Source organism: Citrobacter sp. Colony219 (genome assembly GCF_019382635.1).
Lineage (GTDB): Bacteria > Pseudomonadota > Gammaproteobacteria > Enterobacterales > Enterobacteriaceae > Citrobacter > Citrobacter youngae.
The window spans coordinates 4668569-4683391 of the sequence record NZ_CP080033.1; the positions used below are offsets into that span (position 1 = coordinate 4668569).

At 53.6% G+C, this 14823-nt stretch carries 14 protein-coding genes and 1 pseudogene; 7 read left to right on the plus strand and 8 right to left on the minus strand.

The genetic code is table 11. The annotated features are described in order from the left end of the window. From JTI85_RS20775 to ftsY, 5 genes are all read right to left on the minus strand, one after another. Positions 1–1097, minus strand: a 1097-nt coding sequence (locus JTI85_RS20775; RefSeq protein WP_219352603.1) for a branched-chain amino acid ABC transporter substrate-binding protein, incomplete at its 3' end; no start/stop codon positions are given. 271 nt (positions 1098–1368) lie between these two features. After that, positions 1369–2223, minus strand: coding sequence for an RNA polymerase sigma factor RpoH (rpoH, locus tag JTI85_RS20780; RefSeq protein WP_003023425.1), 855 nt, complete (start codon positions 2221–2223; stop codon positions 1369–1371). A gap of 253 nt (positions 2224–2476) precedes the next feature. Beyond that, positions 2477–3535 carry a permease-like cell division protein FtsX gene (gene ftsX / locus JTI85_RS20785; RefSeq protein ID WP_048213585.1) on the minus strand — a complete coding sequence of 353 codons (1059 nt, stop codon included), beginning with the start codon at positions 3533–3535 and terminating at the stop codon, positions 2477–2479. Next, on the minus strand, positions 3528–4196 hold the full coding sequence (gene ftsE / locus JTI85_RS20790) for a cell division ATP-binding protein FtsE (protein ID WP_006687468.1): 669 nt from the start codon (positions 4194–4196) through the stop codon (positions 3528–3530). The genes ftsX and ftsE overlap by 8 nt, the downstream gene beginning before the upstream one ends. A 2-nt stretch (positions 4197–4198) precedes the next feature. Beyond that, entirely contained in the window at positions 4199–5725 is a 1527-nt protein-coding gene (ftsY, locus tag JTI85_RS20795) for a signal recognition particle-docking protein FtsY (protein WP_219351958.1), read from the minus strand. 276 nt (positions 5726–6001) lie between these two features. Here ftsY and rsmD point away from each other — a divergent pair, with 276 nt between their 5' ends. Together rsmD and JTI85_RS20805 are read left to right on the plus strand one after the other, a co-directional pair. Beyond that, positions 6002–6598, plus strand: a complete 597-nt coding sequence (gene rsmD, locus JTI85_RS20800; protein ID WP_048213587.1) for a 16S rRNA (guanine(966)-N(2))-methyltransferase — start codon at positions 6002–6004, stop codon at positions 6596–6598. Then, on the plus strand, positions 6588–6863 hold the full coding sequence (locus JTI85_RS20805) for a DUF1145 family protein (RefSeq protein WP_048213588.1): 276 nt from the start codon (positions 6588–6590) through the stop codon (positions 6861–6863). Before rsmD ends, JTI85_RS20805 begins: the two co-directional genes overlap by 11 nt. Before the next feature lie 100 nt (positions 6864–6963). On the opposite strand, the pseudogene JTI85_RS20810 reads toward JTI85_RS20805, so the two are convergent. Then, positions 6964–7321, minus strand: a pseudogene (locus JTI85_RS20810) (DUF2500 domain-containing protein). A 141-nt stretch (positions 7322–7462) separates the two neighbouring features. Here JTI85_RS20810 and JTI85_RS20815 point away from each other — a divergent pair. Together JTI85_RS20815 and zntA are read left to right on the plus strand one after the other, a co-directional pair. Then, positions 7463–8089, plus strand: a complete 627-nt coding sequence (locus tag JTI85_RS20815; protein ID WP_101742580.1) for a lysoplasmalogenase — start codon at positions 7463–7465, stop codon at positions 8087–8089. Between the two features lie 74 nt (positions 8090–8163). Next, complete coding sequence (gene zntA, locus JTI85_RS20820; RefSeq protein WP_219351959.1) at positions 8164–10362, plus strand: Zn(II)/Cd(II)/Pb(II) translocating P-type ATPase ZntA; 2199 nt, start codon at positions 8164–8166, stop codon at positions 10360–10362. Between the two features lie 92 nt (positions 10363–10454). Here the strand turns inward: zntA and tusA are convergent, their stop codons facing one another. Further along, positions 10455–10700, minus strand: coding sequence for a sulfurtransferase TusA (tusA, locus tag JTI85_RS20825; RefSeq protein WP_005121576.1), 246 nt, complete (start codon positions 10698–10700; stop codon positions 10455–10457). 168 nt (positions 10701–10868) lie between these two features. Between tusA and JTI85_RS20830 the strand changes: the two genes are divergently transcribed. Then, complete coding sequence (locus JTI85_RS20830) at positions 10869–11534, plus strand: 7-cyano-7-deazaguanine/7-aminomethyl-7-deazaguanine transporter (protein ID WP_016154846.1); 666 nt, start codon at positions 10869–10871, stop codon at positions 11532–11534. A 72-nt stretch (positions 11535–11606) separates the two neighbouring features. Beyond that, positions 11607–12164 (plus strand): DcrB family lipoprotein, encoded by a 558-nt coding sequence (locus tag JTI85_RS20835; RefSeq protein WP_101742578.1) that lies wholly within the window; start codon positions 11607–11609, stop codon positions 12162–12164. Between the two features lie 3 nt (positions 12165–12167). Here JTI85_RS20835 and JTI85_RS20840 read toward each other — a convergent pair whose 3' ends face one another. Further along, positions 12168–13385, minus strand: a complete 1218-nt coding sequence (locus JTI85_RS20840; protein ID WP_003827545.1) for an MFS transporter — start codon at positions 13383–13385, stop codon at positions 12168–12170. 133 nt (positions 13386–13518) lie between these two features. On the opposite strand from JTI85_RS20840, the gene JTI85_RS20845 reads away from it, so the two are divergent. Next, on the plus strand, positions 13519–14565 hold the full coding sequence (locus tag JTI85_RS20845) for an AI-2E family transporter (protein ID WP_048213592.1): 1047 nt from the start codon (positions 13519–13521) through the stop codon (positions 14563–14565). Positions 14566–14823: the final 258 nt, after the last annotated feature.

Consider the following 14823-nt stretch of genomic DNA (forward strand, 5'->3'; position numbering starts at 1 on the left):
GCGTCTGTCGCCGTCCCGTTGGCATGCCAGTCAAACACGCCAAATTCGAAGCCTTTCAGGTCGCCCTTCGCATCCCATGACAGAGGCCCCATTACGGTTTCCACTGAGTTTGCTTTCAGGTATTTGGCAATTTCAGCCGGGTCGTCAGACTGGTTCAGACCGGCCTGCAAGGATTGCAGCGCGGCGTAGGTCGTCCACACAAATGCACCGCTTGGGTCCTGTTTCTTGGCTTTGATCGCATCCACAATCGGTTTGTTTGCCGGAACCTGATCGTAGTTCTTCGGTTTCGTTACCAGTAAGCCTTCTGCAGACTCACCCGCGATGTTAGACAGCGACACGTTCGCTACCCCTTCAGGTCCCATAAACTGAGTTTTCAGACCCGCGGCGCGAGACTGGCGCAGGATCTGTCCCATTTCCGGATGGTAACCGCCGTAGTAAACGAAATCGATGTTCTCTTTCTTCAAACGCGCCACCAGCGTAGAGAAATCTTTCTCACCGGCGGTGATCCCGTCAAAGAACACCACGTCAGCGTTAGCCTTCTTGAGGTTGTCCTGCACGGAACGCGCCAGGCCTTCACCGTACTGTTGTTTGTCGTGAACGATCGCAATGCGCTTCGGCTTCACTTTTTCAACGATATATTTGGCGGCCGTTGGGCCCTGATCGGAATCCAGACCAGTGGTACGTAACACCAGGTTATAGCCGCGTGCGGTCAGCTCTGGCGCCGTTGCCGCTGGGGTGATCATCAGAATACCTTCGTCTTCATAGATATCTGACGCAGGCTGAGTGGAAGATGAGCACAGGTGGCCGATAACATATTTAATCCCGTCGTTGACCACTTTGTTAGCTACCGCTACCGCTTGTTTCGGGTCACAGGCATCGTCATATTTCACCATGACCAGTTTGTCGCCTTTCACGCCGCCTTTAGCATTGATATCTGCAATCGCCTGCTCTGCGCCAGTAAATTCCTGATCGCCATACTGCGCCACCGGGCCGGACATCGCGCCGACGACAGCAACTTTAATATCCTTAGCAAACGCCATATTGCTCAAAGACAAGGCGATACATCCTGCCAATAACGCTTTACCCTTCATATTCATCCTGACAATCCCCATTATTGTGGTTATTACGTGTGTTGTGATGTTGTTGTTCAGCACTTTATTTCAATTATTGGATAGCTGCCCGTGCTTTAGCAGCATACTCTGCTAAAACATACCCGATTTTTATTATTTTGGAATAGCTAAATTTGACATGCAGATAACAACTTGATGACAAAAAGCATAGAACGTCAGGAGAGAGCAGGAGAGATAAAAACAAAAAACCCCGGATTTTCATCCAGGGTTTATCAGCATTTTCAGTTTGGCAGAAAGTTTACGCTTCGATCGCCGCACGCAGTTTTTTCATCGCGTTCTTTTCAAGCTGACGAACGCGTTCAGCGGAAACGCCGTAGCGATCGGCCAGTTCCTGCAACGTCGACTTGTTGTCTTCGTCCAGCCAACGAGCACGAATGATGTCCTGGCTACGCTCGTCCAGACCTTCCATTGCGTGGGTCAGTTTGTTCGCGGCCTGATCTTCCCAGTTATCTTCTTCAATGCCGTCGGCAAAGTTAGAAGATTTATCCTGCAGATACAGCACCGGGGCCATCGGCTGGCTGTCAGACTCATCGTCTGAAGACATGTCAAACGTCATGTCTTGTGCCGCCATACGGGATTCCATTTCGCGCACGTCTTTGCTGGAAACACCCAGCTCACGAGCAACCATTTCAACTTCGTCCTGGTTAAACCAGCCCAGACGCTGCTTGGTTTTGCGCAGGTTAAAGAACAGCTTACGCTGTGCTTTGGTGGTCGCGACTTTCACGATACGCCAGTTACGCAGAACGTATTCGTGGATCTCGGCTTTGATCCAATGCACGGCGAAGGAGACCAGACGCACACCCACTTCCGGGTTGAAACGGCGCACGGCTTTCATCAGGCCGATATTACCTTCCTGAATCAGATCCGCCTGCGGCAGGCCATAGCCCGCGTAGTTACGAGCAACATGAACAACAAAGCGCAGGTGAGACAGGATCAGCGTTTTAGCTGCTTCCAGATCGCCCTGGTAATGCAGCTTTTCAGCCAGCGCCCGCTCCTCGTCAGCCGACAACATCGGCCACGCGTTCGCAGCCCGGATGTAAGACTCCAGGTTACCAACAGGGGCTAAAGCTAAATTTTGCATTTCTTTGGTCATTCAAATCCTCTCAATCTTTGTCATCTGGCGTTGGTAAAAACCAATAGCAACAACCATGCCAGAGCTTATGAGCAACGAGAATATCATTCAATCTTTTATCAGACAGTGATTTTATCCACAAGTTCCATGTCGTAATGTGTATAAATTACGCACAAAATGTGACATCACGATGAATGCGCCGGGAAGAGAAAACAGGGCTCTTTCCCTGCAGAGCGAACTACTCAGTGCAGGGAAAGATTATACCAGAGATTTTTTAATCGGGGGTAAAGTGGCGTAAATGTTGAACCGTGGCAAGCCAGGCTGCCACCCAGCCAATCATTGAGCATACCAGCAGGAGTAGCAAGCACTCATCGAATGATAAGCCGTTGATATCAAACTTCGTTCCGAAAACCTGTGCCACTTCAGTCACCGCTGATGACAGGCGCATCACCAAAATTTCTGACAAAATCAGTGAAAGAAATGCGCCGGAAAAACCCAGCAGCGCGCCGCCGTAAAGGAACGGACGCAGGATAAATCCATCCGTCGCACCAATCAGTTTCTGTACGTTAATGGTATCGCGACGCGCAAAAATGCTCAGACGCACGCTGTTACCGATGACGAGGAAGACCGCCGCCACCATCAACACGCCAATCATCGCGGAAACGCGTCCGACCAGGCCCGTTAACGCCGCCAGTCGTGCAAACCAGCTGTCATCCATGCGTACTTCATCGATACCGTTGATTTGTGCAATACGATCACGCAGCGTGTTCAGTGATTCCGTGCCCTGGAAATCCAGTTTCGGGATCACCACCGCCACGGCGGGCAGCGGGTTCTCTTCCAGCATATCCAGCGCGCCGCCAAAGCCAGACCAGTTACGGAATTCGCCCAGCGCATCGTCACGGGAGAGGTAATTCACTTTCTCCACGCCCTGTTCGGCCTGTAACTGCCCCACCACACGTGCCGCCGCATCATCATCCAGCGTTTTTTGCAGATATACGGTGATCTGCGGGGACGGGTAATACTGGCTTGCCGCCTGGTTCACGTTCTTGTAGACCATGTAACAAACACTTGGCAACGTCAGTGAGATAGCGATAACCATCACCGTCAGAAATGTCGCCAACGGTTTACTTTTCAGGTCCTGTAACGCGCCCTGGAACGCATAACGTACCTGCTCGTTAAAGACGTTGGTTTTACGCGAGTTCGGTTTTGGCGACGCTTTCGCACGTTTTGGCGCGTTGCGACCGCCATCACCCGGTGCGCCGCCCGATTTACGAAAGCGATCCAGTCGTCCACCGAACTGTTTGATTTGATTGATAGCGTCACGCCTATTCATGCGCCAGGCCTCCATGCAGGTGTCCGTCACTCAGGACAAGCTGGCGATAAGAACGACGGGAGATCAGCCCAATATCGTGCGTCGCCATTAATACCGTTACCCCGACGCGATTAAACTCTTCGAACAGACGCAGGATCCCTTCTGACAGCGCGTCATCCAGGTTCCCCGTCGGTTCATCCGCCAGCAGTACCGCAGGCTTGTTCACCACCGCGCGGGCGATGCCCACACGCTGCTGTTCACCGCCGGAGAGTTGAATCGGGAAGTTCTTCGCTTTGTCCAACAGCCCGACCTTATCCAGCGCCGCTGACACGCGACGACGAATATCGTCCCCGCTGGCACCCGCAATGATCAGTGGGATTGCCACGTTGTCGAAGACGGTTCTGTCCATCAACAGGTGGTGATCCTGAAAAATCATGCCGATCTGGCGACGCAGAAACGGCACTTCACGGTTTTTCAAACGGCTGATGTCGTGCCCGCTAAAGTAGATTTTCCCGGCGCTGGGCCGTTCAATTCCACAGATCAGCTTCAGCAGGGTACTTTTACCCGCGCCGGAGTGGCCGGTCAGAAACGCCATCTCGCCAGGCTGCATATGGAATGTGACTCCCTGCAGCGCTTGTCTCCCACCGAGATAGGCCTTGCTGACATGTTCAAAGCGAATCATTGTTAATCCTCTCGGGCAAAAAGTGCCTCTATAAAATCGCCCGCTTTAAACGGACGTAAATCCTCGATACGTTCACCCACACCGATATAGCGGATAGGGATGCCAAACTGATCGGCAACCGAGAAAATGACCCCGCCTTTCGCCGTTCCGTCCAGCTTGGTCAGGGTGATACCGGTTAAACCCACCGCTTCATGGAACAGTTTGGCCTGGCTTATCGCATTCTGCCCGGTGCTGGCGTCGATAGTCAGCATAACTTCATGCGGCGCATCAACGTCCAGCTTCTTCATCACGCGAACGATTTTTTTCAATTCTTCCATCAGGTGCGATTTATTCTGCAAACGCCCTGCGGTATCAGCGATCAGCACATCTACGTTACGCGCCTTCGCCGCCTGGATGGCATCAAAGATAACGGACGCAGAATCTGCGCCGGTATGCTGAGCAATCACCGGGATATTATTACGCTGACCCCAGACCTGCAGCTGTTCTACCGCCGCCGCACGGAAAGTATCGCCCGCCGCCAGCATCACCGATTTACCCTGCTGCTCAAACTGACGCGCCAGCTTACCGATAGTGGTGGTTTTACCCACGCCGTTAACGCCAACCATTAAGATAACAAATGGCGTCTTACCCTCAACATTCAGTGGTTCGTCAACCTTCGCCAGAATCTCACCCATCTCATCTTTCAGCAGGCCGTACAACGCTTCTGCATCTTTGAGCTGCTTGCGGCTGGCGCCTTCTGTCAGATTTGCAATGATCTTGCGGGTTGTTTCTACGCCCACATCGGCGATCAGCAGTTGCTCTTCCAACTCTTCAAACAGATCATCGTCGATCTTTTTACCACGGAACAGACTGATAAATCCGGAACCGAGGTTTTCTTTTGTTTTCAGCAGGCTACGCTTCAGGCGCGCAAAGAAACCTTCTTTGGTTGGTTTTTCCTGCTCCTGGACCACCTCTTCTTCTACCGGTTCTTCTACAGCAGGTTCTTCTGGCGGCTCCACTATGACGGCTTCTTCAGCGGCCTCAGCGGCCAGCGCCTGCGCTTCCAGCTCTTCGTCGGTCAGTTGCGGTTCGTTTTCGGCTTCTTCTTCAACCGCCTCAACGATTTCTACGGTTTCCGCTTCGGCCTGCCACTCTTCGGCAGAAACGTCTTCGGTTTTCACCTCTTCCGGCAGCGGTAATTCTTCGCGTTCGATAACTACCGCTGCTGGCGTTTCCATTACAGTTTCAGCAACGGGTTCAGCAACCGGCTCAATTTCCGGCTGCGCTTGTTCGGCGACAGGTTCTTCTTCCGGCTGCAGTTTTTCGATTTCCGCAACCTGTTCAGTGACTTCAACGACTTCAGCTGCAAAGGCTTCTGTTTCCGCCTCGCTATGCGTTTCCTGCGCGCGTGACGGCTCATCAACGACGGTAGCTTCTTCAGTAACCGGTTGTTGTTCTTCGTTTTTTACTTCTGTCTCGTTTTCCGGTGCCTGCTCTTTTTGACCAAAGCCCAGCCAGGAAAAAAAGCCACGTTTTTTCTCTTTCGCCATTTGCGACTACACTCCCCCGCTGTTGCTTCATGGCACAGCGTCAACGCTATGTACATAGCAGCTAAAAAAATGATGAAATAGTCTATCACTTATACCCAATGAATTTCGAGTTACGTCAAGGCGGCAAGCGCACGAATCCCGATGAGCTTACTTTTAGTAAGTGATTCGGGTGAGTAAGTACAGCCAACGCAGAGGTAACTTGAAAGGCGACGGGTTAACTTAACTCACATCACCGCCTGGAATGACACGTCAGCAGCGGATTGAGCAATAATTGAAATGAAAAAACCGAATCACTCTGGTAGCGGCCAGATCCGCATTATTGGCGGGCAATGGCGAGGCCGTAAACTCCCGGTTCCGGACAGCCCCGGACTGCGTCCGACCACCGACCGCGTACGCGAAACGCTGTTTAACTGGCTGGCCCCGGTGATGGTCGATGCCCGTTGCCTTGATTGCTTTGCCGGCAGCGGCGCGTTGGGTCTGGAAGCTCTCTCCCGCTATGCGGCAGATGCCACGCTGCTGGAGATGGATCGCGCGGTATCTCAGCAGTTGCAAAAGAATCTCGCCACGCTGAAAGCACCCCATGCCCGCGTGGTCAACACCAATACCCTGACATTTTTGGCCCAGGCCGGTACGCCGCATAACGTGGTGTTTGTGGATCCGCCGTTTCGTAAAGGATTACTGGAAGAAACATTAACTCTTCTGGAAACTCGCGGCTGGCTGGCAAATGAAGCGTATATTTACGTGGAAAGCGAAGTTGAAAACGGTTTGCCGCCGGTTCCGGTTAACTGGTCGTTATACCGCGAAAAAGTGGCTGGGCAGGTTGCTTATCGTCTGTATCAACGTGAAGCACAAGGAGAGCAACATGCTGATTAATCTGGGACGTCTGTTGATGCTGTGTGTCTGGGCATTCCTGCTACTGAATATTTTTCAACCGTTCCCACGTCCGCTCAATATCTTCGTGAATGTGGCTCTGGTGTTTATGGTGCTGATGCACGGCATGCAGTTGGCGCTGCTGAAATCAACCATGCCGAAAGATGGCCCGCAAATGACCAGCGGCGAGAAAGTGCGTATTTTTCTGTTCGGCGTATTTGAACTGCTGGTATGGCAGAAGAAGATTAAAGACCAGTTGAAGAAGTAATGGTGCTCACTTTGCCTGGTATCGCATAGCGAGCCGGGACGACAAAACCAGGAGGCCGGATAAGGCGTAAACCGCCATCCGGCATCAGCCAAATGAAACCTTAGCGTTCAGCCGTAAAATCAACAAAACGCGAACCTTTGTAGCTCAGCGTGCCTTTATCCCCGACCGTTAGCGCATGGTACTGCTGAGCATCCAGACGAAACGTCTGCTCCAGGCCGCCGTTTTGTGGCTTAAAGCTGGCTTCATAGCGCATGCTGGTTCCCGCCGGGCTCACTTCCTGTTGACGGGATCGTCGATCGTTAAGCGGTTTTTCCCGTTTGTTACTCACCACCACCTGCTTTTGCACCAGCGGCGCGATCATTATCCGCTTTTTCACGTCGCTGCTGAACAAAGCGAAACGACGCTGCGACAACGATTAAGACAATGATAACAATGAAAAAAAGTGGTAGTTTGCTCATATTATTAACCCATCAGAAAATGCGGAAATAAGCATACATTGCCCGTTATGGTGTTGTCATCTGGCAGTATCGACCTCTACACTGGACAGTAGAGCCGTGAGCACCCCGCTTACGAAAAAATAACGAATTCAAGGAACTAAGATGCTTTGGTCGTTTATCGCTGTCTGCCTTTCCGCATGGTTGTTCGTGGATGCTTCCTATCGTGGGCCTGCCTGGCAACGCTGGGTCTTTAAACCCCTGACGTTACTCCTGCTGGCGCTGCTGGCCTGGCAGGCGCCAATGTTTAACGCTATCAGTTACCTGGTACTGGCCGGCTTGCTGGCTTCACTGCTGGGCGACGCGCTGACGCTATTGCCGCGCCAACGCCTGCTGTACGCAGTTGGGGCATTCTTCCTGTCGCATCTGCTGTATACCATTTACTTCGCCAGCCAAATGACGCTGTCGTTCTTCTGGCCTTTACCGCTGGTGCTGCTGGTGTTAGGTGCGTTGCTGATTGCTGTGATTTGGACGCGCCTGGAAGAGTTGCGCATCGCTATTTGTACCTTTATTGGCATCACACTGATGATGGTCTGGATGGCTGGCGAACTGTGGTTCTTCCGCCCGACCGCTCCGGCGCTGTCGGCATTTATGGGCGCATCGCTCCTGTTCATCGGCAATATTGTCTGGCTGGGTAGCCATTACCGTCGCCGCTTCCGCGCCGATAACGCCATTGCCGCCGCCTGCTACTTCGCCGGACATTTCCTGATTGTTCGTTCGTTGTATCTTTAAAATGCTTGACTCTGGAGTCGACTCCAGAGTGTATCCTCCGGTTAATACGAAATGATTATCAATCGGAGGATGCCATGTCGACACCCGATACCAATGGCAAAAAAGCCCCACAATTCTCTTCTTTCAAGCCAGCGCCTGCGCCAAAGAAGGCTGATGACTGCTGCTGCGAAGGAACTTGCTCCACTACGCCACCCGTATCCGATACCGTTGACGGGACTCGCTATTCCTGGAAAGTGGCAGGCATGGACTGCGCGGCCTGCGCCCGAAAAGTAGAGAATGCGGTCCGCCAGGTCAGCGGCGTTAACCAGGTTCAGGTGCTGTTTGCCACCGAAAAACTGGTGGTCGACGCCGGTTCCGATATCCGCCAGCAAGTTGAAAATGCGGTGCAGAAAGCAGGCTATACCCTGCGTGATGAGCAGGCACCAGAAGAAGCCCCCGAATCGCGGTTTAAAGAAAATCTGCCACTGATTTCGCTGATTATCATGATGGCGATTAGCTGGGGGCTGGAGCAGTTCAATCATCCCTTCGGTCAGATAGCGTTTATCGCCACCACCCTGGTCGGTCTGTACCCCATTGCCCGTCAGGCCCTGCGTCTGATGAAAACCGGCAGCTACTTTGCCATTGAAACATTAATGAGCGTGGCCGCCATCGGCGCACTGTTTATCGGCGCGACGGCGGAAGCCGCCATGGTGCTGCTGCTGTTTTTAATCGGCGAGCGTCTGGAAGGATGGGCTGCCAGCCGTGCCCGTCAAGGGGTTAGCGCGCTGATGGCGCTCAAACCGGAAACCGCCACGCGCCTGCGTAACGGCGAGCGCGAAGAGGTGGCTATTAATAGCCTCCGCCCTGGCGATGTTATCGAAGTGGCCGCGGGTGGGCGTTTACCTGCCGACGGCAAACTGGTCTCCGGCTTTGCCAGTTTTGATGAAAGCGCCCTGACCGGCGAATCGATCCCGGTTGAACGCGCCACCGGCGAGAAAGTCCCGGCAGGCGCCACCAGTGTGGATCGTCTGGTTACGCTGGAAGTGCTCTCCGAACCGGGCGCCAGCGCCATTGACCGTATTTTGAAGTTGATTGAAGAAGCGGATGAACGTCGCGCCCCCATTGAGCGTTTTATTGACCGTTTCAGCCGGATTTACACCCCAGCCATTATGGCGGTTGCGCTGCTGGTTACCCTTGTACCACCGCTACTGTTTGCCGCATCCTGGCAGGAGTGGATTTATAAAGGGCTGACGCTGCTGCTGATTGGCTGCCCATGTGCACTGGTAATTTCAACCCCCGCAGCCATTACCTCTGGTCTTGCCGCCGCGGCGCGTCGTGGCGCGCTAATCAAAGGCGGGGCCGCGCTGGAACAGTTGGGAAGAGTCACGCAGGTGGCGTTTGATAAAACGGGTACTCTGACCGTGGGTAAACCGCGCGTCACAGCGATTCACCCGGCGAGCGGTATTGGCGAGGCTGAACTGCTGGCGCTGGCGGCAGCGGTAGAGCAAGGCGCGACACACCCGCTGGCGCAGGCGATTGTTCGGGAAGCACAAACGCGCGAACTGGCTATACCTGTCGCGAAAGAACAGCGCGCATTAGTCGGATCTGGCATTGAAGCGCGGGTCGACGGCGAGCGCGTGCTGATTTGCGCCGCCGGGAAGCAACCTGCCGACGCTTTTGCCGGGCAGATAAGCGAGCTGGAAAGCGCGGGTCAAACGGTGGTGCTGGTGCTGCGTAACGATGCCGTTCTCGGCGTGCTGGCCTTACAGGACACGCTGCGCGACGACGCTCGCAGCGCTATCGCCGAGCTTGATCAGATTGGCGTGAAAGGCGTGATCCTGACCGGTGATAACCCACGTGCGGCCGCCGCCATTGCCGGCGAACTGGGCCTTGAATTCAAAGCGGGGCTATTGCCGGAAGATAAAGTGCAGGCAGTTTCCCATCTTAACCAACAGTCGCCGCTGGCGATGGTTGGCGACGGCATCAACGACGCACCGGCAATGAAAGCAGCCACCATCGGTATTGCCATGGGGAGCGGAACCGACGTCGCGCTGGAGACCGCTGATGCCGCCCTGACCCACAACCGCCTGCGTGGTCTGGTGCAAATGATTCAACTGGCGCGGGCCACCCACGCCAATATTCGCCAGAACATTGCGATTGCGTTGGGCCTGAAGGGGATTTTCCTCGTCACCACGCTGCTCGGGATAACCGGACTGTGGCTGGCGGTGCTGGCAGATACGGGGGCGACGGTACTGGTGACTGCTAACGCGCTGCGGTTGTTACGTAAAGGATAGTTTTTGCCGGATGACGGCGTTGCCCTATCCGGCCTACGGATTACACGTTCTTTGTAGGCCGGATAAGCATTAGCGCCATCCGGCAAACAAAACTACTGACCTTTACGCAGCAGATAGCGGTACGGCAGCGAGTCGGTCTCTTTAGCCACCAGCTCATGCTCCATAAAGGTACAGAAGCCAGGAATATCGCGGGTTGTTGCCGGATCGTCGGCGACAATCAGCAGTGTTTCACCGGCCTGCATGCCACGTACGGTTTTACGCACCATCATCACCGGTTCCGGGCAGCGCAGTCCCTGGGCATCAAGAGTATGGTCGGGAGAGGTAAACAGATCGCTCATCGTAGTCTCGTTCATTCAAAAACGGCGTTATTTTACGCTCTGTTGTGGCGTAAGCCAATCAGGTTAACGATTGCGTGAAAAACAACCATTGCAATGTGCTCTTAAAGCAGTATCATGCGACGGTTTTTTATTGGGTTCCCTCACCCCATCCAACAAAAAGGTCACAATATGACTCCGTTTACACAATCTCAGCGCGTAAAAGCGTTGTTTTGGCTATCGCTATTTCATCTGCTGGTGATCACCTCCAGCAACTATCTGGTGCAGCTACCGATCTCCATTTTTGGTTTCCATACCACATGGGGCGCGTTTAGCTTTCCGTTTATTTTCCTCGCCACCGACCTGACCGTGCGTATTTTTGGCGCGCCGTTGGCACGACGCATCATCTTTGCGGTGATGATCCCCGCGCTGCTGATCTCCTATGTCGTTTCATCCCTGTTTTATATGGGATCATGGCAGGGATTTGGCGCACTGCTGCACTTTAACCTGTTTGTCGCCCGCATCGCCGCCGCCAGCTTTATGGCTTACGCGCTGGGACAAATTCTGGATGTGCATGTCTTCAACCGCCTGCGTCAGAACCGTCGCTGGTGGCTGGCGCCAACGGCTTCCACGCTGTTTGGCAACATCAGCGATACGTTAGCCTTCTTCTTTATCGCCTTCTGGCGCAGCCCGGATGCCTTTATGGCCGAGCACTGGATGGAAATCGCGCTGGTCGACTACTGCTTCAAAGTGCTGATCAGCATTATTTTCTTCCTGCCGATGTACGGCGTGCTGCTGAATATGTTGCTGAAAAGGCTGGCAGATAAATCCGAAATCGCTGCATTGCAGACGAGTTAAAGGTTCATTTTCCGAGTTGTGATAAGATGGACGAATGAGCCGTTATGGCCGTTTATCGAAAGGAAGAAGTCAATGCGCAATCTGGTTAAATATGTCGGTATTGGCCTGCTGGTTATGGGGCTTGCGGCCTGTGATAATAGCGATACAAAAGCGCCAGCAGAGAAAGCTGCCGCAGAAAGTAGCGCCAGCGGACAACCGGTCAGCCTGCTGGACGGCAAACTCAGTTTTTCCCTGCCAGCGGATATGACCGATCAGAGCGGCAAGCTGGGCACTCAGGCGAACAATATGCACGTCTATTCTGACGCAACCGGCCAGAAAGCGGTGATTGTGATTGTTGGCGACAACACCAACGAAGACCTGGCTGTGCTGGCAAAACGTCTGGAAGATCAGCAGCGTAGCCGTGACCCGCAGCTGCAGGTCGTCACCAATAAATCTATTGAGCTGAAAGGCCACACGCTGCAGCAGTTAGACAGCATCATCTCGGCTAAAGGCCAGACCGCTTACTCTTCTGTGGTGTTGGGCAAAGTGGATAACCAACTGCTGACCCTGCAAATCACGCTGCCTGCTGACGATCAGCAAAAGGCGCAGACTACCGCAGAAAACATCATTAACACGCTGGTTATCCAGTAACGGTTAAGACGATGACGCGGCCTCCGGTGACACCACCTGAGGCCGTTTTTTTAACCGCCAGGTCAGCAATAACGCCACCGCCACCAGCCCTGCTGCCGCCAGATAGATAACCGGCACGCCCGCCCACGTCATTACCAACCCAGCCAGCGGCCCGGTAACCCCCAGCGATAAATCCATAAACACCGTGTAGGTCGCCAGCGCAGCGCCCTGATTTTGCTGCGGGACGGCTTTTACCGCTACCACGCCCAACGCCGGGAAAACCAGTGAGAATCCCGCCCCGGCCAGCAGAACGCCGATTTTCGCCATCCACGGCATGGAAGCCATCCCGACCAGTAGCAGCCCGACAATCTCGACGCTAAAGCAGATCATCGCCACATTCAGCCCGCCTAAACGGTTGATACCATTTGGGAACAACAGACGAGTACCGACAAACGTGCAGCTAAAAAGCGTCAGCGCGAAAGCAGCGCCATCCCAGCCTTTGGCATCATAAAACAGGGTAATAAACGTGGCGATCACCCCAAAGCCGGCAGAGGCCAGCGCCAGCGCCATGCCGTACAACCAGACGCGTCCGAGCACCGCGCGAAACGGCAACGGTTTGCCTTTGCTGGCCTTTACCGCCGGACGAGGGAGCGCCAGCAATATTGCCAGCAGCGCCACGCCCATTACCGTCAGCGCCAGCCCCTGTAAGCCACCCCAGGCATAAAACAGTACGCCCAGCGGGGCGCCAATCGCCATCGCGCCATAAGTGACAATACCGTTCCATGAAATCACCCGTCCAATGTGCATTGAGCCAACTACCCCCACACCCCACAGCGTAGAGCCAGTCCCGGCAAAGCTTTGCCCGATCCCAAGGATCACGCGACCCAGGCATAGCAGCAGCAGACTGGCCAACGGCCAGCCGTTCGTTGAGCCCGCCAGTAAATAGCCCAGACCACTTAAAAAACAGCCGCACAGTCCGAATACCACAATCTTTTTCGGCCCCAGCAAATCGGCATAGCGACCAGCATGTGGACGGCTCAGCAGCGTAGCGAAATATTGCAGGCTGATGACCAGTCCAGCCCAAAAGGCGCTGAATCCCATCACATCATGGACGTAGCCCGGCAATACCGCGAGCGGCAGGCCGATGGTCAGATAGCTGGCGAAGTTAAACATCACCACGGAGACAATGCGCAGATTAAGGCGTAAACCGCTCAGCGTCGGTTCAGCGACGGGTTCGGGCATGGAGGGTCACCACATATTCACAACAGTGTTTCATTTCTACCATGTTGCAGCCCAGAAATCAGTAACCAGATTAGGAATATCGGCAGCAAGCCAGCCGCTACACTTAATGCAAAAATGCACACAGGAAGAAGACATGACAACCATTCAGCCTGACAAAACAGGTTTGCACATTTTACTTAAACTGGCCGCGCTGGTGGTGATCCTCGCCGGTATTCATGCCGCGGCGGATATCATTGTGCAACTGCTGCTGGCTCTCTTTTTTGCCATTGTGTTGAATCCGCTGGTCACCTGGTTTATTCGCCGGGGAGTACGTCGCCCGGTTGCCATTACGCTCGTAGTGGTGGTCATGCTGTTCGTCCTCACGGCACTGATCGGCGTTCTGGCGTCTTCGATCACGGAATTCATGGCTATGCTACCCAAATACAATAAGGAGCTGACGCGCAAAGTCCTGTATCTGCAAGAGATGGTGCCCTTTCTGAATTTGCATATGTCGCCAGAGCGCATCCTGCAACGTATCGATTCCGATAAACTCATGACCTTCACCACCACACTGATGACCAGCCTCTCTGGCGCCATGGCCAGCGTCGTTCTGCTGGTGATGACGGTCGTCTTTATGCTGTTTGAGGTGCGCCATGTTCCTTATAAGCTGCGCTTTGCGCTGAACAACCCACAAATCCATATTGCAGGGCTGCATCGGGCGCTCAAGGGCGTATCTCACTATCTGGCACTGAAAACGTTGCTCAGCCTATGGACTGGCGCTATCGTCTGGCTGGGACTGGCGCTGATGGGGATTCAGTTTGCTCTGATGTGGGGCGTGTTGGCCTTCCTGCTCAATTATGTGCCCAATATAGGCTCGGTTATTTCCGCCGTGCCGCCCATGATTCAGGCGCTGCTGTTCAACGGCATTTACGAATGCGTACTGGTCGGCGCGCTGTTTCTGGTGGTGCATATGGTGATTGGCAATATCCTCGAGCCGCGCATGATGGGGCATCGCCTGGGATTATCGACGCTAATCGTCTTCCTCTCTCTGTTGGTATGGGGATGGCTGCTCGGCCCGGTAGGCATGCTGCTCTCTGTGCCGTTAACCAGCGTGTGTAAAATCTGGATGGAAACCACCACCGGTGGCAGCAAACTGGCCATTTTGCTGGGTCCCGGCAGACCCAAAAGTCGGCTCCCCTGAAAAACTACCAACCGAGGTAGTTTTTATCTTTTTATATGCCCGTTAAACTGATATCCATACAGGTATATATCGCAATTTATCTTAAATAAAGAGTGAAAAGGATTTCATTTTTTAATAAAGAAAATACATAAGTCAACGTACGGATGTCTTTGCCAAACCACATAAGAATAATGAATCCCCCCACAGCATTTAACTCAAACTATCTACCTATATTTAAAGGTTATTTTATTTGATACGTTTTATCTAAAAATCTATACT